Source organism: Luteibacter sp. (genome assembly GCF_035539195.1).
Classification (GTDB): Bacteria; Pseudomonadota; Gammaproteobacteria; order Xanthomonadales; family Rhodanobacteraceae; genus Luteibacter.
Map to the genome: position 1 here is coordinate 49,044 of NZ_DATLIW010000030.1, position 21,006 is coordinate 70,049.

General features: G+C 63.9%; 19 protein-coding genes. 8 read left to right on the forward strand and 11 right to left on the reverse strand.

The genetic code is table 11. From position 1 onward, the window contains the following. Window positions 1–32: 32 nt before the first annotated feature. The 4 genes from VM621_RS09970 to VM621_RS09985 are packed head-to-tail and all read right to left on the reverse strand — an operon-like array spanning window position 33 to window position 4,245. Window positions 33–1,919: a GAF domain-containing protein gene (locus tag VM621_RS09970; RefSeq protein ID WP_325468816.1), complete on the reverse strand. Its 1,887-nt coding sequence runs from the start codon at window positions 1,917–1,919 to the stop codon at window positions 33–35. Next, complete coding sequence (locus VM621_RS09975) at window positions 1,912–2,580, reverse strand: biliverdin-producing heme oxygenase (RefSeq protein WP_325468817.1); 669 nt, start codon at window positions 2,578–2,580, stop codon at window positions 1,912–1,914. The genes VM621_RS09970 and VM621_RS09975 overlap by 8 nt, the downstream gene beginning before the upstream one ends. Continuing rightward, on the reverse strand, window positions 2,581–2,973 hold the full coding sequence (locus VM621_RS09980; RefSeq protein ID WP_325468818.1) for a hypothetical protein: 393 nt from the start codon (window positions 2,971–2,973) through the stop codon (window positions 2,581–2,583). A gap of 9 nt (window positions 2,974–2,982) precedes the next feature. Continuing rightward, on the reverse strand, window positions 2,983–4,245 hold the full coding sequence (locus VM621_RS09985; protein ID WP_325468819.1) for an ectonucleotide pyrophosphatase/phosphodiesterase: 1,263 nt from the start codon (window positions 4,243–4,245) through the stop codon (window positions 2,983–2,985). A 56-nt stretch (window positions 4,246–4,301) separates the two neighbouring features. Here VM621_RS09985 and VM621_RS09990 point away from each other — a divergent pair, with 56 nt between their 5' ends. Together VM621_RS09990 and hutU are read left to right on the forward strand one after the other, a co-directional pair. Then, complete coding sequence (locus VM621_RS09990; RefSeq protein ID WP_325468820.1) at window positions 4,302–4,757, forward strand: hypothetical protein; 456 nt, start codon at window positions 4,302–4,304, stop codon at window positions 4,755–4,757. A 98-nt stretch (window positions 4,758–4,855) separates the two neighbouring features. Continuing rightward, the gene (gene hutU, locus VM621_RS09995; protein WP_325468821.1) at window positions 4,856–6,529 is read left to right on the forward strand and encodes a urocanate hydratase; all 1,674 of its coding nucleotides are present in this window, start codon (window positions 4,856–4,858) and stop codon (window positions 6,527–6,529) included. A gap of 207 nt (window positions 6,530–6,736) precedes the next feature. On the opposite strand, the gene msrA is transcribed toward hutU, so the two are convergent. Further along, entirely contained in the window at window positions 6,737–7,411 is a 675-nt protein-coding gene (msrA, locus tag VM621_RS10000; protein WP_325468822.1) for a peptide-methionine (S)-S-oxide reductase MsrA, read from the reverse strand. A 142-nt stretch (window positions 7,412–7,553) separates the two neighbouring features. Here msrA and VM621_RS10005 point away from each other — a divergent pair, with 142 nt between their 5' ends. Continuing rightward, window positions 7,554–8,786, forward strand: coding sequence for an HD-GYP domain-containing protein (locus VM621_RS10005; RefSeq protein ID WP_325468823.1), 1,233 nt, complete (start codon window positions 7,554–7,556; stop codon window positions 8,784–8,786). After that, the gene (locus VM621_RS10010; protein WP_325468824.1) at window positions 8,783–10,036 is read left to right on the forward strand and encodes a GGDEF domain-containing phosphodiesterase; all 1,254 of its coding nucleotides are present in this window, start codon (window positions 8,783–8,785) and stop codon (window positions 10,034–10,036) included. Before VM621_RS10005 ends, VM621_RS10010 begins: the two co-directional genes overlap by 4 nt. 112 nt (window positions 10,037–10,148) lie before the next feature. On the opposite strand, the gene coaE is transcribed toward VM621_RS10010, so the two are convergent. From coaE to pilB, 4 genes are all read right to left on the reverse strand, one after another. Beyond that, window positions 10,149–10,754 (reverse strand): dephospho-CoA kinase, encoded by a 606-nt coding sequence (gene coaE, locus VM621_RS10015; protein WP_325468825.1) that lies wholly within the window; start codon window positions 10,752–10,754, stop codon window positions 10,149–10,151. Continuing rightward, window positions 10,751–11,620, reverse strand: coding sequence for an A24 family peptidase (locus VM621_RS10020; protein WP_325468826.1), 870 nt, complete (start codon window positions 11,618–11,620; stop codon window positions 10,751–10,753). The genes coaE and VM621_RS10020 overlap by 4 nt, the downstream gene beginning before the upstream one ends. Before the next feature lie 82 nt (window positions 11,621–11,702). Continuing rightward, entirely contained in the window at window positions 11,703–12,968 is a 1,266-nt protein-coding gene (locus VM621_RS10025) for a type II secretion system F family protein (protein WP_325468827.1), read from the reverse strand. A gap of 144 nt (window positions 12,969–13,112) precedes the next feature. Beyond that, complete coding sequence (gene pilB / locus VM621_RS10030) at window positions 13,113–14,840, reverse strand: type IV-A pilus assembly ATPase PilB (protein ID WP_325468828.1); 1,728 nt, start codon at window positions 14,838–14,840, stop codon at window positions 13,113–13,115. A gap of 170 nt (window positions 14,841–15,010) precedes the next feature. Here pilB and VM621_RS10035 point away from each other — a divergent pair, with 170 nt between their 5' ends. Genes VM621_RS10035 through VM621_RS10050 form a run of 4 tightly spaced genes read left to right on the forward strand, consistent with a single transcriptional unit; the run spans window position 15,011 to window position 18,810 of the window. Further along, a complete protein-coding gene (locus VM621_RS10035; RefSeq protein ID WP_325468829.1) occupies window positions 15,011–15,865 on the forward strand; it encodes a glycosyltransferase family 2 protein in 855 nt (284 codons plus the stop codon). A 3-nt stretch (window positions 15,866–15,868) separates the two neighbouring features. Beyond that, on the forward strand, window positions 15,869–17,095 hold the full coding sequence (locus tag VM621_RS10040) for a glycosyltransferase family 4 protein (protein ID WP_325468830.1): 1,227 nt from the start codon (window positions 15,869–15,871) through the stop codon (window positions 17,093–17,095). Window positions 17,096–17,100: 5 nt separating this feature from the next. Further along, on the forward strand, window positions 17,101–18,063 hold the full coding sequence (gene galE / locus VM621_RS10045; RefSeq protein ID WP_325469150.1) for a UDP-glucose 4-epimerase GalE: 963 nt from the start codon (window positions 17,101–17,103) through the stop codon (window positions 18,061–18,063). Between the two features lie 9 nt (window positions 18,064–18,072). Continuing rightward, complete coding sequence (locus tag VM621_RS10050; protein WP_325468831.1) at window positions 18,073–18,810, forward strand: class I SAM-dependent methyltransferase; 738 nt, start codon at window positions 18,073–18,075, stop codon at window positions 18,808–18,810. On the opposite strand, the gene VM621_RS10055 is transcribed toward VM621_RS10050, so the two are convergent. Next, complete coding sequence (locus tag VM621_RS10055; protein ID WP_325468832.1) at window positions 18,807–19,913, reverse strand: glycosyltransferase family 4 protein; 1,107 nt, start codon at window positions 19,911–19,913, stop codon at window positions 18,807–18,809. The genes VM621_RS10050 and VM621_RS10055 overlap by 4 nt on opposite strands. 3 nt (window positions 19,914–19,916) lie before the next feature. Next, a complete protein-coding gene (gene glf / locus VM621_RS10060; RefSeq protein WP_325468833.1) occupies window positions 19,917–21,002 on the reverse strand; it encodes a UDP-galactopyranose mutase in 1,086 nt (361 codons plus the stop codon). Window positions 21,003–21,006: the final 4 nt, after the last annotated feature.

The window sequence follows — 21,006 nt, forward strand, 5'->3', positions numbered from 1 at the left end:
AGCGGTGCTGGCGTCAGCCCGTACCGCTGGCATCAGCCGCCGAAATGGAACACCGACATCCAGTGGGTGATGTTGCCCATCGCGTCCGCGACCGGTTCCAGCTCGACCCTCGCCTGCAGCATCGAGCCGTCGCTGTGACGAAGTGGAACCACGACCGAGGCGGCGTTCCGTGCGTCGACGGTGGTGACCAGGGTGGCCAGGGCCTCGGGGCTCTCGCCGAGCAGGGCGGTCATGGGCAGGCCGGTGACGCTTTCGGCGCTGCGGCGGGTCTTGTGGACGAAGGCGTCATTGACGAAAACCACGGAACACTCGCGCCAGTCGGTCTGCGCGGCGTCGGTAATGACGATCGGATCGGGCAGGCGAGCCAGTGAGGCGCGCATCAGCGCAAAGCTCTGTTGGAAGTGCTTGCGTTCCATCATCTCGATCAGCACGCGAAGGCCACGCGCGGATTCCAGGTGCAGCCGCGACCAGGGCCGTGAGCGGCCGCGGACGTTTTCCTGCCAGGTGGCGAAGCTCTGCCGCGGCGAAAGGCGCGCACCGGGATAAACCTCCAGCTTGGACAGTGCCGGATTGCCGGCCCAGCGCACGTTGCGCACCTGTTCGGCGCGCGTCCATAAGACGGCGTTGTGCGCGTCGGACTGCAGCGGCATGAAGATGATGCCCGCAGCCAGGCCGGTGACGTCGGGGCCGGCCAGTTCCGGGTAGCGTGCGCCTACCTCGTCCGTGTGGAGCACGCCGGCGATGCCATCCACTACTGCGGCGGCACCGCGCCCCACGAAATCGCGAATGCGCAGCAAGGCGGCTTCCTCCGGCAACTGGCCGTGGCGCATCACGCGGTTGCCCGCGAAGATGGCAATGCCGTCGGCGTCCACGACCTCGAGCAACTCGGGCGCGAGGGAGGCGAGCAGTTCCGGGTCGATGCGGTCGCGTTCGTTGAAGGCGGTGATGAGCTTCTCGCGCACCGTGAGCAGCACGCTTTCGCTTTCGATCTTGGCCAGTTCCTCGATCGCCGCGACGCGCGAGGCGAAGGCACGCGCCACGGCGTCGGCCACCTCGCGCATGCGGTGGTCGGCGAAGAACGGGCTGTAGTGGTGGCAGGAGATCAGGCCCCACAGCTTGCCATTGGCGATGATGGAGGCCACCAGCGTGCCGGTGACGCCCATGTTGCCGAGGTATTCGAGATGGACCGGGGAGACGCTGCGCAGCGAGATGTCGCTGAGGTCGGTGGCCGCGGCGGTTTCCGGATCGTAGGCAGGCAGGATGCGCGCCGGCACGTAGTGGCAATCGCTGATCTGGCGGACGCGGTTGCGTAGATAGAGCGCGCGAGCCTGCACGGGAATGTCCGTCGCGGGATAGTGCAGCCCGAGGTAGGCCTCGAGGTCTTCCTGGCGCGCTTCGGCGATGACTTCGCCGTGCCAATCGTGATCGAAGCGGTAGACCATGACGCGGTCGTAGCCGAGCAGGTTGCGAACGGCGCGGGCCACCCGCGCGGCGGCGCGTTCCACGGTGGTATCGAGTTCGAGCCGGTGGGTGAGGTCGAAGCCCACACGGTACGGGTCGTCTTCGAAATCGCTCTCGCGAGGTTCGATCTCGATCATCCAGCGCGCGTCGTAGGCGTGTACCGAGGCGTACCAATCCCCCTGCCTGGTCGCGTTTGGGAAGGACACGGACACCCACGCGCTATGGGCGGGGCGTTCGTCATCGTCGAACAGATCGACCGGCAGGGCGATGACTTCGTGCAGCGGGGCGTCCAGGACGACGACGGGGTCGACCCCGAGCACGTCCGCGGCGTTTTCGCTGACCTGCAGGATCGTCCGCGTGCGCGCATCCACCACGATCAGGACGCCATGGGGCTGAATCGAGCCAGGGATGTGAATGGGCTCGCGGTCGCAGGCGGTCAGGTCGGGCAGGTCAGTCATGGGCCGCAGGATCCTTCAGCATCTGTTGAAAGCGCGCGAACATCCGCTGCGCGCCAAGGGTGGCCGCCTCCTGGGAGGCTTCGTCGGGGAGGGCGCGATCGAGCAGGGACTGGAATCGTCGCCAGCCGGCTGGGGCGTTTTCGCCGACGGCGTAGAAGTGGTGCGGGAGCTCGGGGTAAAGCTCGCGAAGACGGCGGACTATGACACGTCCGCCGAGGGCCGAACCTTCGACGACGTAGAGCTCGCCCCAGTAGGCGGCCTCATCGCCGACAAAGTCGGCTCCCACAGACCGCCTGTGCGGGTCCTGAGTGGGAGTCGATTCATCGCCGACAAAGTCGGCTCCCACAGACCGCCTGCGCATGTCTTGTGTGGGAGCCGATTCATCGGCGATGGGCGCGGCAGCCGAAAGATCCGCCTCGATCAACGCCGCGCGCGACACATAACGCCACTCTGTCAGCCCGGCCAGCCAGTCACGCCGTCCGGCTTCCCACGCGTCGAACAACCCCAGTTGCGCCCGCAACAAGCCAGCGTAGCCGCGATCGTCCAGCTCGCCGGCCAGCAACAACCGCATCCCGGCCGTCGCTTCGGCCGCCTCATGGGCATCCCGGGTGGCTTCGCGCAGCAGAAGATGGGCGGGCGTCGAACCGACGGCGCCGGCCATTCAGAGCACCTGGACAGCCTTGAGCACCACGACCACCACAACGCCGGCGACGATCGCCAGCGCCATCAGGCGAATGCGCGATGCCGTGCGCTGGGGGGCCGGACGCAGGTCCGGGGAGCGGTGCATCTGCAGTTCTTCCTGGAAACGCACCACCGGCTCGATGCCGATGTCCTTCAGCAAGGCGCGGGCTTTGGGGAAGTCGTCGGCGCGCTTGACCCATACCTGCGGCCAGGCATCCCGATTGTCGTTGCGCTGCGAATAGCTGAAGCGCTGGTAGGTCGGGCGATTCCAGGTCGACCGGTTGGTGACGGTCGTCTCGATGTCGTGCTCGGTGAGGAGCGACACGATCCGGTCGATGTTTTCCGGGCGGGGTGAGGTATAGATCTGGCGCATGCCCGGATTCTACGGGATTTGCGCCGGAGCCAGCAGGCCCCTCACATCCTCGATATGACCGTCGTTGGACTCCGCGGGCAGGCGCAGCAGGCTCATCAGCAACGGATACACGTCCACGTTGGGAAAGGGTGCGACGGTCACGCCGCGCGCGAATGCCGGGCCATGGGCGACGAACAGGGCGCGCATGGCGGGGTCGAGATTGTCGTAGCCGTGCTCGCCCAGCGACATCGGGTCCTTGCGCTTTGCCAGGGCCTCGCGGCTGATGATCGACCAGCCCGTGTCGGCCAGGCATTCGAACGCCGGCACGCGCGGATGGCTGCCGTAGTCGAGCCGCTTGGGCAGGTCCTGCTTGCGGTAGCAGCGCATGTGCTCGTGCGGGCCGAGCAGACGGGCGACGGCGGCACCGGTGTCCACGTCGGGCTTCGGATTGAAGGTGGCCATGACACCGTAGGACACCGCGTCCAGCGCGTTCAGATCGGTGGCGTCGTCGGCGAAGACGATATTGCCCTTGGGCACATAGGCCATGCCGTGATCGGAAACGATCACCAGGTTCATGTTCCCGTAGAGGCCGCGCTGGCGCAGCTGGGCCACGAGATAGCCGATCGCGTCGTCGACCTCGCCCAGGGCGGCGTTGAGTTCGGCGGAATCCGGCCCGTGCTCATGGCCGGCATGATCGACGGCGTCGAAGTACAGCGTGTCGAAGGCCGGCTTCGGGCCCGGTTCGTCGATCCACGATAGCAGCTTGTCCACCCGCGCCCGCGAGGTGAGCGAGTCGTCGAAAGGAATCCAGTGGTCGGGGCGCACGCCGTGGATTTCGGCTTCGGTGCCGGGCCAGAACATGGTGGCCGTATGCAGGCCGTGCTTCTGCGCCGTCACCCAGATCGGTTCGGCATCCGCCCACCAGCGGCCGTCGCTGGTCGCGTCGTGGTTGGAGAGGCTGAACTTGCCCAGCACCGGGTCCTGCATCGTGTTGTTGACGATGCCGTTGCGGTCGGGCACGCGGCCGGTCACCAGCGTGTAGTGGTTGGGAAATGTCAGTGACGGAAACGAAGGCAGCATGTACCGCGCACGCGCACCCTCGGCGGCCATGGCGACAAGGTTCGGTGTCAGCCCACGGTCCAGGTAGTCGGGCCGGAACGCGTCGATCGAGACCAGCAGCACGGGCGTGACAGACGGGGTGGTGGGCTTGGCGGGGCGCGTGGCGCATCCGGCCAGTACCACCGCGAAAAGCGCGAAAAAGAGGCGCTGCAGCGGGGACGACGTGGCGTTCATGAAGGACGACGTAGGCTCTGTTCATCAAGGCAATCCGCCTATGATGGACGAGTCCCATGACCAATTCATCTCACAAGATCCTGTCGTTTCTTCTTGCGGTGGCCCTGCCGCTGACGACGACAGCGCAGACCTCGACGCCAACCACCAAGGCGGCCGCTCCGGCTGCCCGGCCAGCGGCACCCGCACCGGTGGCCCGGCCCGCCGCGCGGCCCGTCGTGTACGCACCCTCGCATACCCAGCAGTTCCAGCAGCAAGTCGACCGCCAGCAGTCGATCAACCAGCAGAACCAAAGCGCCGTGCAGCAGCAACTGCGACAGAGCAACCTGAACCAGCAGCGCAGCACCGCCACCGACCCCGGCCTGCGTTCCCAACTGGACAACGCCGATCGCGCCCAGCAGCAGACCTATCAGGCGCAACAGGACGCCGCCGCGCGGCGCAACCCCAGCGTGCCGCGGACGGGTGACACGACGCAGCGCTCCGCGCCCGCCAGCGCTGGCTCCGCCGGCCACTAAGCAGGCAACTAACGCGTTGTTTGTTGCGACGCGGCTGGCGAGGCGCCACGTCGCCAGCCCATAATCGGCGATTCCCCTGGATCGACGGAGTTTCCCCGATGACGGCCTTTACGCGCATCGACACGACCCGCACCGTCCGCGCACCGCGCGGCGCCGAACTCACGTGTCGCAGCTGGCTCACGGAAGCGCCATTCCGCATGCTGCAGAACAACCTCGATCCCGAGGTGGCGGAAAACCCCGCCGAGCTCGTGGTTTATGGTGGTATCGGCCGTGCCGCGCGCAACTGGGAATGCTTCGATGCCATCCTGCGCGCACTGCGCGAACTGCGCGACGACGAAACGCTGCTCATCCAGTCCGGCAAGCCGGTCGGCGTGTTCCCGTCGCACCCGGACGCACCGCGCGTACTGCTGGCCAATTCCAATCTGGTGCCAGCCTGGGCGAATTGGGAGCACTTCAACGAGCTCGATCGCAAAGGCCTGATGATGTACGGCCAGATGACGGCCGGATCGTGGATCTACATCGGTTCGCAGGGCATCGTGCAGGGCACGTACGAAACCTTCGTCGAGATGGGTCGCCAACACTACGGCGGCAGCCTCGCGGGACGCTGGATCCTCACCGCCGGCCTCGGCGGCATGGGCGGTGCGCAGCCGCTTGCCGCCAGCCTGGCCGGCGCCTCGTCGCTGACCATCGAATGCCAGCAGAGCCGCATCGACTTCCGCCTGAAGACGCGCTACGTCGACGAACAGGCCAGCGACCTCGACGACGCGCTCGCGCGCCTGGAACGCTACGCGAAGGAAGGCCGTGCGGTCTCCGTGGCCTTGCTCGGCAATGCCGCCGACGTGTTGCCGGAACTGGTTCGACGCGGCGTTCGCCCGGATGCCGTCACCGACCAGACCAGCGCCCACGATCCGGTCAACGGCTACCTGCCGTCGGGCTGGACGGTGGAGGAATGGTTCGAACGCCGTAAGTCCGATCCCTCGGGCACCTCACGCGCGGCGAAGGCCTCCATGCGCAAGCACGTCGAAGCGATGCTCGCCTTCCACGCCATGGGCGTGCCGACGTTCGACTATGGCAACAACATCCGCCAGATGGCCAAGGACGAGGGCCTCGCCGAGGCGTTCGCCTTCCCGGGCTTCGTGCCGGCCTTCGTGCGCCCGCTGTTCTGCCGTGGGGTCGGTCCGTTCCGCTGGGTCGCGCTGTCCGGCGATCCGGAAGACATCTACAAGACCGACGCCAAGGTGAAGGAGCTGATCCCCGACGACCCGCACCTGCACCGCTGGCTCGACATGGCCCGCGAGCGCATCAGCTTCCAGGGTCTGCCGGCGCGCATCTGCTGGGTGGGCCTGGGCCAGCGCCATCGACTGGCGCTGGCCTTCAATGAAATGGTCCGCAACGGCGAGCTCAAGGCGCCGATCGTGATCGGCCGTGATCATCTGGACTCCGGCTCGGTGGCCAGCCCCAACCGCGAGACCGAGTCCATGCGCGACGGTAGCGACGCGGTCAGCGACTGGCCGCTGCTCAACGCCATGCTCAACGTGGCCGGCGGCGCCACCTGGGTCAGCCTGCACCATGGTGGCGGCGTCGGCATGGGCTACAGCCAGCACAGCGGCGTGGTCATCGTCGCCGATGGCACCGAGGCCGCGGACAAGCGGCTGGCGCGCGTGCTGTGGAACGACCCGGGCACCGGCGTCATGCGCCATGCGGATGCGGGTTATGAGGATGCGATCGCCTGTGCCAGGGCGCAGGGGCTGAATTTGCCGATGGTGGGGTAGGGCAGGAGCCAGGAGCCAAGAGCCAAGAGCCAAGAGCCAAGAGCCAAGAGCATCGCCGATAAATCGGCTCCCACACAGAGCGAGGCACCGCTTCATGTGGGAGCCGATTCATCGGCGATCGGGTGCTCCCACACAGAGCGAGGCATCGCTTCATGTGGGAGCCGAGCTTCATGTGGGAGCCGATTCATCGGCGATCGGGTGCTTGCCTCACCTCCCATTAGCCCAGGCAGCGGTATACCGCTCCGGGTAAATCCGCTCCAGCGCCAGCACCTTCGGGCGGTCGTTCACTGCGATGTACATCGCTTCCGGATTCAGCCGCATGTAGTCCTGGTGATAGTCCTCGGCCGGATAGAAGGCCTTCAGCGGCGTCACCTGGGTCACGATCGGCGCCGGGAACGCGTGTGCCGCGGTCAACTGGGCCACATAAGCCTCGGCCACCCTTTTCTGCTCCGGCGTGGCGTAGAACACGGCCGAGCGGTACTGCGTACCCGAGTCCGGCCCTTGGCGATTCAACAGGGTCGGGTCCTGCGCCACGGAGAAGAACACCTGCAACAGCTGGCCATAGGTGACCTGGGTCGGGTCGTAGACCACGCGCACCGACTCGGCGTGGCCGGTGTCGCCCTCGCTCACGTCGTCGTAGTTCGCGTGGGCGGCGTCGCCGCCGGCATAGCCATTGCGGACGCTCTTCACGCCGCGAACGTGCTGGAAAACGCCCTCGACGCCCCAGAAGCAGCCGCCGGCGAAGACGGCGGTCGCCTCACCCGGCAGCGTGGCCGCGTCGACGGTGGGGGCGGGCAGGCGAACCCCCTCGTCGCGCGCGGAGGCCGCGGAGCAGGCCGTAAGGGCGATCAGGAGCGGGACGAGCAGGGAACGGCGGTTCATGCGGATCTCCGATGGAGGGGGCCTGCCTGACAAGACCGGGTTCTTCGCAGGAATCTGACACCCGTCCCCGTTACAGTTAGCAGGCTCGCGGCCGATAACGATCAGACGAGCGTAAATCGATCCAAAGGGAGGCAGGGGAAACGTGGCGTACGACCTGGTGGAGAGACGCGTCTTCGTGACCGATCTGGAGATCGGCATGTATGTCAGCCGTCTCGATTGTGATTGGTCGGACACGCCCTTTCCGTTGCAGGGGGTGCCGATCACCTCTCGTGAGGACATCGAGTCCTTGCGGCGGTTTTGCAAGTACGTTTTCGTCGACCTGCACCGTCGCGTCACCCCTGCACGTGTCTCCGCTGTGGCGCCCACGCGCGCGCCCATGCCGCGTCCGGTCCTGAACACGCGACTGGTCACCCGGCACAGCTACAACGACACCGTCTCCTTCGACGATGAGATGCCGCGCGCCCGTGAGGCATTCGACACCGTGGCCGGCTTCGCCGAGAAGATCGTCCATGACCTCCAGGCGGGCCTCCCGATCGATCCGGACGCCGTGGAGACCGCCGTACGGCCCATGGTGGAAAGCGTGCTGCGCAGCGGCGACGCCTTCTTCTGGATGCAGAGCCTGCGTCAGCGCGACAGCTACACCTACCAGCATGCCGTCGGCTGCAGCACGCTGGCGGCCGCTTTCGGGCGGCACATGGGCTTCACCGGCGACGCCATCGTCAGCCTCGCGGCGGGCGGCCTGCTGATGGACGTGGGCAAGTCGCAGCTGCCCGAGGAGTTGCTCGAGCGGGGCGGCCCGCTCAACGACGCCGAGTGGGGGCTCGCCCGCCAGCATGTGAACGAAGGCGTGGCGATCCTCGACCATTCCGGCGTCGTCGACGAGGAGGTCCGTGACATGGTGCTGACCCATCACGAGCGCTTCGACGGCAGCGGCTACCCGCAGGGCCTGGCCGGCACGGCCATCCCGTTGGCCGGACGTATGGCCGCGATCATCGACACCTACCATGCGATGTCCACGCCGCGGCCTTACCGCCCGGCGGTCTCCCAGCATCTCGCGATCCGGCAGATCTATGCCGGTCGCGACCGTGAATTCCAGGGCGAGTTGGTGGAACAATTCCAGGCCTGCCTGGGCGTGTACCCGACCGGTTCGCTGGTCGAACTCAACACCGGCGAGGTCGCCATCGTCATGGTGCAGAACCAGGCGCGCCGCCTGCAGCCGCGCGTGGCGATTCTTACCGGCACGGACAAGACCCACCTCGATGAATTCCTTATCGTGGATCTGATGCGCCAGACCGATGGCGTACGACGAGAGATCCTGCGCACATTGGCTGCCGGCAGTTTTGGTATCGACCCGAGGGAGTATTTCCTGCCATGACCAGCGAGCGGTCGCATATCCTCCCGGCGGTCCAGGGCATCCTGGATCGTCATGCCAACGCCGAGGGCCTGTGCGCGGTGCTGGTCATCCGCCTGCAAGGCATGCGCGAGGCCCAGCTGCGCTTCGGCTTCGATTTCGGCAGCGAGATCATGCTGGCCGCACGCGAGCGCATCGTCGACGCCGTGCGCCATGTGGACAAGATCTTCGTCGCCGGCGACGACACCTTCGTCGCGGTGCTGCCGGCCATCCGCAATCGCACGCACGCGCTGCTCGCCTCCACGCGTATCTGCGGTGCCTTCGACGCCCCGCTGTTGCGCGGCGAACGTCCCTGGCATGGCCGCGCCATCATCGGTGTGACGCTCTACTCCGAGCACGGCACCAAGGCGGAGCTGCTCTACCGTCGCTCCGAGCTCGCGCACGACGAGGCGCTGCGCATCGGCGAGCCCTTCGCGGTGTACCAGCAGGACGTCACGCCGATCGAAATCCTCTACGGCGAACTGCGCCAGGATATCGACGCCAATCGCCTGCATGTCGCCTTCCAGCCCTTGTGCGACCTGCGCACCGGCGAAGTGGTCCGGGTCGAATCGCTGGCGCGGTGGAACACCCGTTCGGGCGTGGAAGTGGCCCCGGCCGACTTCGTGCCCTTCGCCGAGCGCAGCGACCTCATCCTGCCGCTGACGCGCTGGAGCCTCAACGCCTCGCTACGTCACACGGCCGCCCTGCATCGCGGCGGCTGCCCACTCGACGTGGCGATCAACCTATCGCCCCGGGTTTTCATCGAACAGGGCTTCGCGGAGCAGATGCTCGGTGCGCTGGAGATCTGGGGCGTGCCGCCGGAGTCCGCGATCATCGAGATCACCGAGACCGCGTTGCTCACCGACCTCGACATGAGCGTGCGCGTGCTGCGTCGCCTGCGCGACCATGGCGTGCGCGTGGCCATCGACGACTTCGGTACGGGTTACGCCTCGTTCGCCTACCTGCGTCACTTCCCGGCCACCGAGCTGAAGATCGATCGCAGCTTCGTCGACGCGATGATCGGCGACCGCCGCACCGAACTGCTCGTCCAGGCCATGGTCGACGTCGCCCACCGCCTTGGGCTCGAGGCCGTGGCCGAAGGTGTCGAGAACGAAGAGACCCTGCGCCGGCTGGTCGAGATGGACTGCGACCTCGTACAGGGCTATCACATCGGCCGCCCGATGCTGGCCGAAGCCTTCGTTGCCGAGCGCATCGCCGCCGCTTCGACGGTGTAATCCCGCCGCCCCCACGGGGATGCTCCTCCTGTGGGAGCCGCTTCAGCGGCGATGGGTGCTTGGGGTAAAGTGGCTATCGCCGCTGAAGCGGCTCCCACACAAAACACCGTTCCTACCGAGTGGCGAGTTCGAGGTACCTCTGGTGCATCTCGGCTACTTTGGCGGTCAGTTCGGCCTCCGAGCCTTCGTTGACGATCACATCGTCCGCGATCGCCAGGCGCCTTTCCCGCGAGGCCTGCGCCGCGATCATCTTCCGCGCCAGCGCTTCATCCACGCCATCGCGTCGGGTCAACCGCTCGATCTGCACGGCCTCCGGCACATCGACCACCAGCACCCGGTCGACCCATTCGTAGTTGGCGAGGTTCTCCACCAGCAACGGAATCGACAGGATGCAGTAGGGGCCGTTGTCGGCGTCGACCGCCTCGTGCAGCCAGGTTCGGATGCGTGGGTGAAGGATGCCTTCCAGTGTCGTCCGTGCGAGCAGGTTGTCGAAGACGCGCTTGCGCATTGCCGCCCGGTCCAGGCGGCCTTTGCCGTCCAGGGCGTCGGTGCCGAACGCCCGAACGATCTCCGCAAGCGCCTCGGAGCCCGGTCCGACTACCGCCCGCGCCGCCACGTCCGCATCGTAGGCATGCACGCCCAGGGCCTCGAAACAGCGCTCCACCGAGCTCTTGCCCGACGCGACGCCACCGGTCAGCGCGACGACGAAAGCGCTCATCGCATGCCGGCCAGGTGCATGTAGCTGGCGAGCAGCGAGTCGCCGAACAGCAGCCAGACCCAGCCGGCCGCCGCGATGTACGGCCCGAACGGAATCGGCACGTCGCGCTGGTGCTTGCGGAACAGCATCAGGGCGCCGCCAACCAGCGCCCCGATCAGCGAGGACAGCATGATGATCGGCAGCAGGGCCACGGGCCCCAGCCAGGCGCCGAGCGCCGCCAGCAGCTTGAAGTCGCCGTGACCCATGCCTTCCTTGCCGGTGAGCAGTTTGAACAGCCAGTAGACGCTCCACAGGCTGAGGTAACCGATCAGGGCGCCGAGGATGGCGGCCGAGGGCGTAACGGGCAGGGCCTGCCAGCCCGGGACCAGGGCGAGACCCAGGCCGATCCAGAGCAGGGGGTAGTTGAGTTCGTCCGGCAGGAACTGGGTGCGGGCATCGATGCCCGAGAGGGCGATCAGGAAGTACGTGATGACCAGGCCGGCGAGGGCCCCGATGGTCGGGCCGAAGCGCCATATCACCGCGGCACTGGCAAGGCCGGTGAGCAGCTCCACCAGCGGGTACTGCGCCGAGATGGGCTCACGGCAATAGCGGCACCGGCCGCGCAGCATCAGCCAGCCGAACAGTGGAATGTTGTCGCGGACGGCGAGCGCGTGCTTGCAGTTGGGGCAATGCGACCCTTCGACCACGATGCCAGGCGGCCGCGGCTCATCGGATGCCTCGATCTCGAGCACCTCGCGCGCCTGCTTGCGCCAGTCCGCCTGCATGCGCTCGGGCACCCGCAGGATCACCACGTTGAGGAAGCTGCCGACCAACAGGCCGAAGACGCCGGCGATACCGATCCAGAGGGCGAGGGGCAATTCGAGCATGGGCAATCCGTGATCCAAGAAAAAAACCCTCCGCCGGTGAGGGCGGAGGGTTCCTATTGTGCATGGCGCGGGCGTGCGAGGGTCAGATCGTCCCTGCCAGCTTGAAGATGGGCAGGTAAAGGGCGATAACCATGCCACCGACAAGGACACCGAGCACCACCATCATGATCGGTTCGAGCAGGCTGGCAAGCGTGTCAACGGCGGTTTCAACTTCTTCCTCGTAGAACTCCGCCACCTTGAATAGCATGTGATCGAGCGATCCGGCTTCTTCGCCGATGGCGGTCATCTGGACGACCATGTTCGGGAACAGGTTGGTCTGGCGCATGGCCAACTGGAGCTGATGGCCGACGGCGATGTCGTCGCGCATCTGTCTCACGGCGTCGCCGTAGACGACGCTGCCGGTGGCTCCAGACACAGCCTCCAGCGCCTCGACCAATGGCACGCCAGCGTGGAAGGTCACACCAAGTGTACGCGCGAAGCGGGCGATGGCCGACTTGTTCAGGATGTCACCTAGGACCGGGATCTTCAGGGATACCCGGTCGAGGAAGTGCGCGAACTTCAGCGAACGCTTCTTGAAAAAGATTATGGCGAAAATCGAGCCGACGATGCTGCCGATAACCACCCACCAGTACGACTGCATAAACGCAGATGCGCTGACGATCATTTGCGTGGGTGCCGGCAACTCCACCTTGGCCTCGGCAAAAGTTTGCTGGAATACAGGCACTACGAAGAGCAGTAGGATCATCGTCACCAGAAAAGCGACGACCATTACCATGATCGGATAGAACAAGGCCTTCTTGATCTTGGACTTGATGGTCTCCATCCGCTCTTTGTATGTCGCCACGGTGTCCAGCACTGTGTCGAGCACGCCCGCGGATTCGCCGGCGTGAACCAGGTTGCGATAGAGCTCGTCGAACTCGACGGGGTAGAGGCCCAAGGCTTCATGCAGTGAGGAACCACCTTCGATGCTCTGACGAATCTCGACAAGCATGTTCTTGAAACGGGCGTTCTTCTGGCCGTTCGCGATGATCTCGAAGGCCTGCACCATGGGGACGCCTGCGGCCATCATGGCGGCGATCTGGCGGCTGAAAATCGCGACGTCGCGGGGTTTGACCTTCTTGCCGGTGCTGCCGAACAGCGGCTTGGATTTCTCGCGCACCGTCTGGGGGTTCATGCCCTGCCGGCGCAGCTCGGCCTTGACCATTGCAGCGTTCTTAGCCTGCATGTCGCCCTTCATGCGCTTGCCGCGCTTGTCCAGGGCAGTCCAGTCGTATGGAATAAGCTTGCTTGTTTCGGCGCGAGCGGCGCCTATGGCGCGCGCATTCTTGGTGGCGGTGGCAGTGGCCATGACGCGGTGTTCCCCCGGATTGATGCTTCAGGGGACCGCCCCCTATCGGTCGGCCCCTGTTCTTATTCTAGTGTGAAGCTTTAGTCGCCGACGATTCTGCCATCTGGCGCACATCTTCAGTGCGCCGTAGGGCTCGGATCGCCGTCAGTCCTTGGTGACGCGGTTGATCTCGGCAAGGCTGGTCATGCCGTTGCGCACCTTCAGCAGGGCCGACGCACGCAGGTCATTGATGCCATTCTTACGGGCCACCTCGCCGATCTGCATGGCGTTGCCACCTTCGAGAATGATCTTCTGGATGTCCTCGACCAGGGGCATCACCTGGTAGATGCCGACGCGGCCCTTGTAGCCCTCGTTGCAGCTGTCGCAGCCTACAGCCTCGTACACCGTGAAACCGGCGTCGATTTCTTCCTGGGTAAAACCCTCGGCCAGCAAGGCCTTTGCCGGCAGCTCGATGGGCCGCTTGCAGTCATGCAGGCGACGGGCCAGGCGCTGGGCGATGATCAGGGTCACCGACGAGATGATGTTGTACGGCGCGATACCCATGTTCATCAGGCGGGCGATGGTCTGCGGCGCGTCGTTGGTATGCAGGGTGGACAGGACCATATGGCCGGTCTGAGCGGCCTTCACCGCGATCTCTGCCGTCTCGAGGTCGCGGATTTCGCCGACCATGATCACGTCCGGATCCTGGCGCAGGAACGAGCGCAGGGCGGCGGCGAAGGTCATGCCGCGCTTCACGTTCTGCTGGACTTGGTTGATGCCCTCGACGCGGATTTCGACCGGGTCTTCCACCGTGGAGATATTGCGCCCCTCGGTGTTGAGAATGTTCAGCGCCGTGTACAGCGACACTGTCTTACCCGAGCCGGTGGGGCCGGTAACCAGGACCATGCCGTAAGGTTTTTCGATGGCGTCGAGGTAGAGGTTCTTCTGGACCTCCTCGTAGCCGAGCTTGTCGATGCCCAGCTTGGCCGAGGAGCCGTCGAGGATACGCAGCACGATCTTCTCGCCGAACAGGGTCGGCAGCGTGCTGACGCGAAAGTCGATGGCGCGGGTCTTGGTCAGGTTGAGCTTGATGCGGCCGTCCTGCGGGACGCGGCGTTCGGCGATGTCCAGGCCGCTCATCACCTTCAGGCGAGAGGCGAAGCGGTTACCCAGCTTGATCGGCGCGGTGGCGACGATACGCAGGATGCCGTCCATGCGCAGGCGCACGCGGTAGACCGTTTCGAACGGCTCGAAGTGGATATCCGAGGCGCCGCGCTTGATCGCGTCCACCAGGATCTTGTTGACGAACTTGACGATCGGGGCGTCGTCGCCGGCCGTGGCGTCGATGCCGGTTGTCGGCTCGTCGTCGCCGTCGCTGCCTTCCAGGGACAGCTCATCGAGTGAGCCATCCTCATAGCCAGCTACCTGGGCATTCATCGAAGCGAGGGCGGTATCGATGATGCGCTTCAGTTGGCTGCGCTCGACCAGGACCGGCTCGACCATGTGGTTCGAATGGAACTTGATCTCGTCCAGCGCGTGCGACTGCATGGGGTCGGCGATGCCGACGAAGAGGCGCTTGCCGCGCTTGAACAGGGGCAGGGCCTGGTGTTTGGTGATCAGGGCCTCGGTGACCAGATCCAGCGGCATGCTGGCCGAGACCATGTTTCCGATGTCCATCAGGGGCATGCCGAACTCGGATGACGCGACCTGGGACAGCCTGGCGCTGTCGACGAGGTTGTGGTCCACGAGCCAGGCAGACAGCGAAACCCGCTTCTCCGCCGCATCCTGGACCGCCTTGCGCACGTCCGCCTCGGGCAGGACGCCCTCGGTGACCAACCGACGCGCCATACCCGTCAGACCCGCCAGCATCGGCGCCTGCATTTGTGAAGCCATGTTGGGTCCCGTTTCCCCGAGATACGCGCCTGAATCTACTCTAGATTGTGGGTTTGGTCACGCGTCGACGCGTGAAGGAGTTCATGTCATCGATCTGTGAACTCCGCCGTCGGCGTCTCGTTTCCGGCGGGGGATATCCCTTATGATTCAACGACCATCGGGGACACATCTTGAGCCGTATCAGCATTATCCTGCCCGCCAAGAACGAGGCGGCCGCACTGCGAGACCTTTTGCCCCGCCTGACCGCTGCCCAGCCGGGAGCCGAGGTCATTGTCGTGGACGACGGATCAACCGACGACACTCGTGACGTATGCGCCGCGTGCGGGGTCATTTGCCTTTCCTCGCCCTATTCCATGGGCAACGGGGCCGCGATCAAGCGTGGCGCACGAGCGGCCAATGGCGAGATCCTGGTCTTCATGGACGGCGATGGGCAACACGAGCCGGCTGACGTGGCCAGGCTGATCGCACGCCTTGATCAGGGGTTCGACATGGTCGTCGGTGCGCGGGACTGGGAAAGCCAGGCCGGGGTCGGGCGTGGATTGGCCAATACCCTATACAACTGGCTGGCCAGTCGGATGACGGGGCATGCCGTTGCCGATCTGACCTCCGGCTTTCGCGCCGCCCGCGCCGAACGCTTTCGCGAGTTCATCCATCTGCTGCCCAACGGTTTTTCCTACCCTACAACGAGCACGATGGCATTCTTCCGCAGTGCCTATGGCGTTGCGTACGAGCCGATCAAAGCGGCGCAGCGTGTTGGCAAGAGCCACATCAAGCCATTTAAGGACGGGATTCGCTTTCTCCTGATCATCTTTAAGATCGCCACGCTTTACTCGCCATTGAAGCTGTTCGTTCCGGTGAGCTTTGTCTTCTTCTTGTTGGGCTTCGCGAACTACGCGTACACCTTCTTCAGCTATGGGCGGCTGACTAACGGGAGCACGTTGATGTGGAGTGCTGCCGTTATCGTGTTCTTGATCGGCCTCATTTCGGAGCAGATCACGGCCTTGACCTATCGACATACCGATTGAGATATGCCATCGACGAGAACAGGCGAAACCGCCTCTAAGCCCACAATCCTAGTGCTTGCCACGACGTATCCACGGTGGGCCAACGATCACGAGCCTGGCTTTGTCCATGAGCTTTGCCGACGCCTCGTCGATCGCTACGATGTTATCGTCGTGACGCCGGATGCCCCGGGGGCCGATCATTCGGACGTTTTGGATGGGGTAAGCGTGACCCGGTATCGCTATGCGCCGCGCTCACTTCAGACCCTTGTAAACGACGGCGGGATTGCGTCGAACCTGCGCCGAGCGCCGTGGAAGTGGCTACTCGTGCCCGGATTCATTCTCGGCCAATGGCTTGCTGCAAGGCGCGCTATCGCGCGGAACGGTGTGTCGATTATCCACGCGCACTGGTTGATTTCCCCTGGCGTCGTCGCCCGCATTCTCTCCAACAAGGACTTGCCATACGTAGTCACTTCGCACGGGGGGGATCTGTTTGGATTCCGCCAGCCTGCGCTCGTGGGTTTGAAACGATGGGTCGCTGCTCGCGCGGCAGCGATGACCGTGGTCAGCGAAGCCATGGCCGACGAGGTGCGCCGAGTCGCGTTACCCGTTGAAAGCCTGCAGACGATTCCCATGGGTGTCGATATGACGGTCAGGTTTGCTCCGGATAACTCGATTCGATCCTCGACAGAACTCTTGTTCGTTGGCCGCCTCGTGGCAAAGAAGGGATTGAATCACCTGATTGAGGCACTACCGGCAATACTCTCGAGCCGTCCGGACGTTACGTTGCATATCGTCGGCTTTGGGCCGGAGCGACTCGCTCTTGAGGCGTTGTCGAAGAAGCTACAGGTTTCGGATCGCGTGCTTTTCGTCGGGGCTGTCCCGCCGACGGATCTGCCTTCGTATTACCGCAATGCCGCTGTGTTCATTGCCCCTTTCGTACGCGATCCCTCCGGTGACCAGGAAGGATTGCCGGTGGCTTTGATGGAAGCGGTAGCTACAGGTTGCCCGTTCGTCGTCGGCGATGTTCCCGGTCTGGACGACTTGATCGGAGCATCCTCGCCCTTTCGCGTAAACCCGCGGGATACCGCCGCGCTCGCAGACGCGGTTCTTGCTCGGCTGTCCGATCCTGTCGCCGCTCGCGATGATGCCGAGCGAGTGAGATCGCGTGCACTCGCCCGCATTGAATGGAGCGTCGTCGCGGAACGGTACGGCAGTTTGCTTGCCACCTGCATCGAGGGTCGTCGCCAATGAGGGCCATGGTTTGTGGCGGTGCAGGATATATTGGCTCGCACATGGTGCGGGGGCTGAGTCGTGCGGGGCACGACATTCTAGTGGTCGACGATCTGTCCACAGGACATCGCGAGGCGGTCGGCAACGAGCCGCTCAAGCAATTGAGTCTGCTGGATGGCGCCCAGCTGGATGCCGTAGTAAAGGAATTTCGCCCCGATGTGGTCTTCCATTTTGCTGCGCTCTCGCTCGTAGGCGAGTCCGTTTTGGATCCGCTCCGTTATCACCGAAACAACGTCACCGGGACGCTATGCCTGCTCGAAGCTCTTCAGCGGCATGCTGTCAAGAGGCTGGTCTTCTCGTCCACTGCCGCCGTTTACGGCACACCCGCATCTGCGTTTCTTGATGAGTCGCATGATCTCCGTCCTATCAATCCTTATGGCACCACGAAGATGATAGTCGAGGCGATGCTCGCGGAAGCGTGGCGGGCGTATGGGCTTCGGTCGGTTTCGCTTAGGTACTTCAACGCGGCAGGGGCGGACGCCGAAGGCGACATCGGGGAGTCGCATCAACCAGAGACACACCTGATACCGAACGTGCTTCGCGCTGCTTCGGGCGAGACACGCCTGCGGGTGTTTGGCACCGATTATTCAACGCCGGACGGAACCTGCGTCCGTGACTTTGTGCACGTGAACGATCTGGTTTCGGCTCATTTGCTGGCGTGCGACTACTTGCAACGAAACGACGGTGCATTCCGCTTCAACTTGGGCAGTGGATTTGGATACTCTGTCAAAGAGGTCATCGAGGCTGTCGAACGCGTCACCGGACGCGCTGTGCCTTACGATGTCGAGGCGCGACGCGAGGGTGATCCGGGTCGTCTCGTCGCCAGTCATGCACTCGCGTCTCGCGAGCTCGGTTGGACCCCCGGCATGAGCGACCTGGACACCATCGTAAGGACTGCCGCCCGTTGGCACAAACAGCGCCGCTATTGAGGTAAAATGATGTCGGGGAAACAGCCAAAGCTCGTCTTGCGCGAGGCCTGTATCGCGGATGTCACCAGGAGCTGGCCTGTTGGCCGGTTCTTTGAGGCCGGCGCAGGAACCGGGCACATGTCATCGCTTTTCCTCGCGCGCGGCTTCACCGGAGTCAGTCACGACCTGGGCGAATCGAGCCGCTCGTTGATGCGGGATCGATTCCAAGATTCTCCCTCACGTATGAAGGTGGTCGACGATATCGATCAGCTGGCCGATGGTACGTTTGATTACTTGCTAGCATTCGAGGTTCTTGAGCACATCGAGAACGATGTCGATATGCTTTCAAGCTGGGCGAGGAAATTACGTCCGAACGGTCGTATTCTCGTTTCGGTCCCTGCCCATCAGCGCAAGTTCGGTGCTTCGGATGCCATGGTGGGACACGTTAGGCGCTATGAGCGAGCTAACCTGCACCAGGTTCTCGGTGCCGCAGGTTTTACCGATATCCAGATGGTGAACTATGGGTGGCCATTAACCGAACTGACGCGGCGTGTTTCCAATCGCCTGATCGGGGTCACGCAGGAAGGCTTCGATGGTTTGTCAGCGGCCGAACGAAGCATTCGTAGCGCACAGGCCAAACCAGCGGTAATCAACAAGGTGTTGAAGGTTGCAAGTGGGAATGCATTCGTGCCTTTTACCTGGATACAGCGCCTGTTCTACCGATTCGACCTTGGCGACGGCCTTGTCGCTTGGGGGACGCGTGCCTAGCGCGCCGCCTTGCGAAGGTGCGGTTCGATTATGGTGACGAGTTCGGCCCAATCCATAATCGGGACTCGGGCCCGCACCGGAGCGGCCAGCTGGCGGCGGATACGGTCCGCCAGTGAGGACGCATCTCCGGGTCGGTATCGCAGCGTAGGGTAGTCCGCAAGTACGTCGCGCATCGCGCCCAGATCTGAGGCAACGACGGCGGTGCCGGTCGCGAGAATTTCGTACGCCTTCTGGGGAAAGCAGTAGCGACCGAACGGTGTGTCCAGCACGCACACCGTCGCAACATCCAGGGCGGAGAACAGGGTCGCGATCCTCTCGTGAGGCAGCTCGCCCAAGTAGTGAACGCGCGGATCTTGCGGAATCTGAATGCTTCCGTCTAGGGGGCCGGCAAGAACGAGATGGATGCGTACGTCGGCTTTCAGTAGGTTCCATGCCGCATAGAGTTCGCCGATCCCCTTGGCGCGATGAAGCCCTCCGGCCGTGCCGATGAGGAGCGCATCATCCGGCAGATTAAGCTCCCGGCGCGACTCCGCCTTGTCGCGAGGGCGGAACACCCGAGCGTCCACCGTACTCGGCATGGCGACCACTTCGCCTGCGACGTCATACGTTTCACGGACGTATCGGGCGAGCGCCTCGCTCGTCGTCGTGACGATGGCTGCCTTGTTCGTGGCGCGCCTCAGTGCGCGGACCATTCCCGGAAGTTTCGCTTGGCCGAATGCCTCGAAGTTGTCGTAGAGGTCGACGGCGAGAGGACGCTTCAACTTCTTGGCGGCCCAAGCTGCCATCACGATGTTCGGGATATCGGAAGCGCCAATGACGATGTCAGGACTGAACTCCCTGAGCCTCGCCAGCATCTGCGCAGGATAGGCGACCATAGCGGGGACCCAGGGTGCACGAATACCTTTCGCGACAAAGCGCAGGCGGCCACGTTTGGTTTTGTGTTCCCAGGAGCCGTCTTCCTGACCTTGATATCCAACGCACGCAACCAACACGTCGTGCCCTATTTCCGCTAGCTGCCTGGGGAACTCATACAGCCGGGCATAGCGGTCGTTGATGACGTCCTTGCCCATATAGCGGCGTTTGCAAAGAAAGGCTATACGCATGAATCAGTCGATCCACTGCCGGGCAGCCGCAAGCGCAGCCCCTACGACCTGATCCATGTTGTAGTAGCGATACTGAGCCAGGCGGCCAACAAAGGACACGCCCGGTTCGTCTTTTGCAAGCGTCTCGTACCTTTTAAACAGAGCCTCATTCTCGGCGCTTGGCACCGGGTAGTACGGGTCGCCCTCGGCCTCCGGATACTCGCGAACGATCGACGTCCCCTCGTGCTGCTGGCCTGTCAGGTGCTTGAACTCCGTGATGCGCGTATACGCGTGGTCATTGGGATAATTGACCGTGCCGACCGACTGAAATTTCGTGACGCCAGGAAGAAATTCATGCTCGAACCGAAGTGACCGATAAGGAAGACGGCCAAAACGGAAGTCGAAATAGGCGTCGATCGGACCGGTATAGATTACATGGTCAACCGTGACGCACTCTCTGACCTCGGCAAACTCCACGCCCAGTTCTACGGAGATGGATGGGTGGTCGAGCATGCGTTGGAACATGCGTGTGTATCCTTCGGCAGGCATGGCCTGGAAGGTGTCGGTGAAGTATCGGTCGTCGCTATTTGTACGAAAGGGAATGCGCGCTGCGACACCTGCCTTCAGTTCTGACGGATCCATTCCCCACTGCTTGCGCGTGTAGTTCAGGAAGAACTTTTCGTACAGGTCACGCCCGACGCTGTTCAGGACGACGTCTTCGCTTGTCGACACGGGCTCGCGTGGCTCCCGGACTCGCTCGAAGAACGCGGCCGCGCCAGCTTCGTCCAGCTCTAAGCCGTAGAGTTTGTTGAGGGTATCGCGATTGATCGGGAAGGGGTAGCTCACGCCGTCAACGACTCCGAGTACACGATGTTCGTACGGTCGCCAGTCAGTGAAACGCGATAAGTATTCCGCAATGCGCGCACCGTTGGTATGAAAGATATGTGGTCCGTACCTGTGGATGAGTACGCCGTTCTCGTCGTACTCATCGTATGCGTTTCCCGCCACGTGCGAACGGCGATCTATGACGTGAACAATATGGCCGGCATCGGCCAGCTCACGTGCAACAACGGACCCAGCAAAGCCAGCGCCCGCGATCAGGAATTTCATGGAT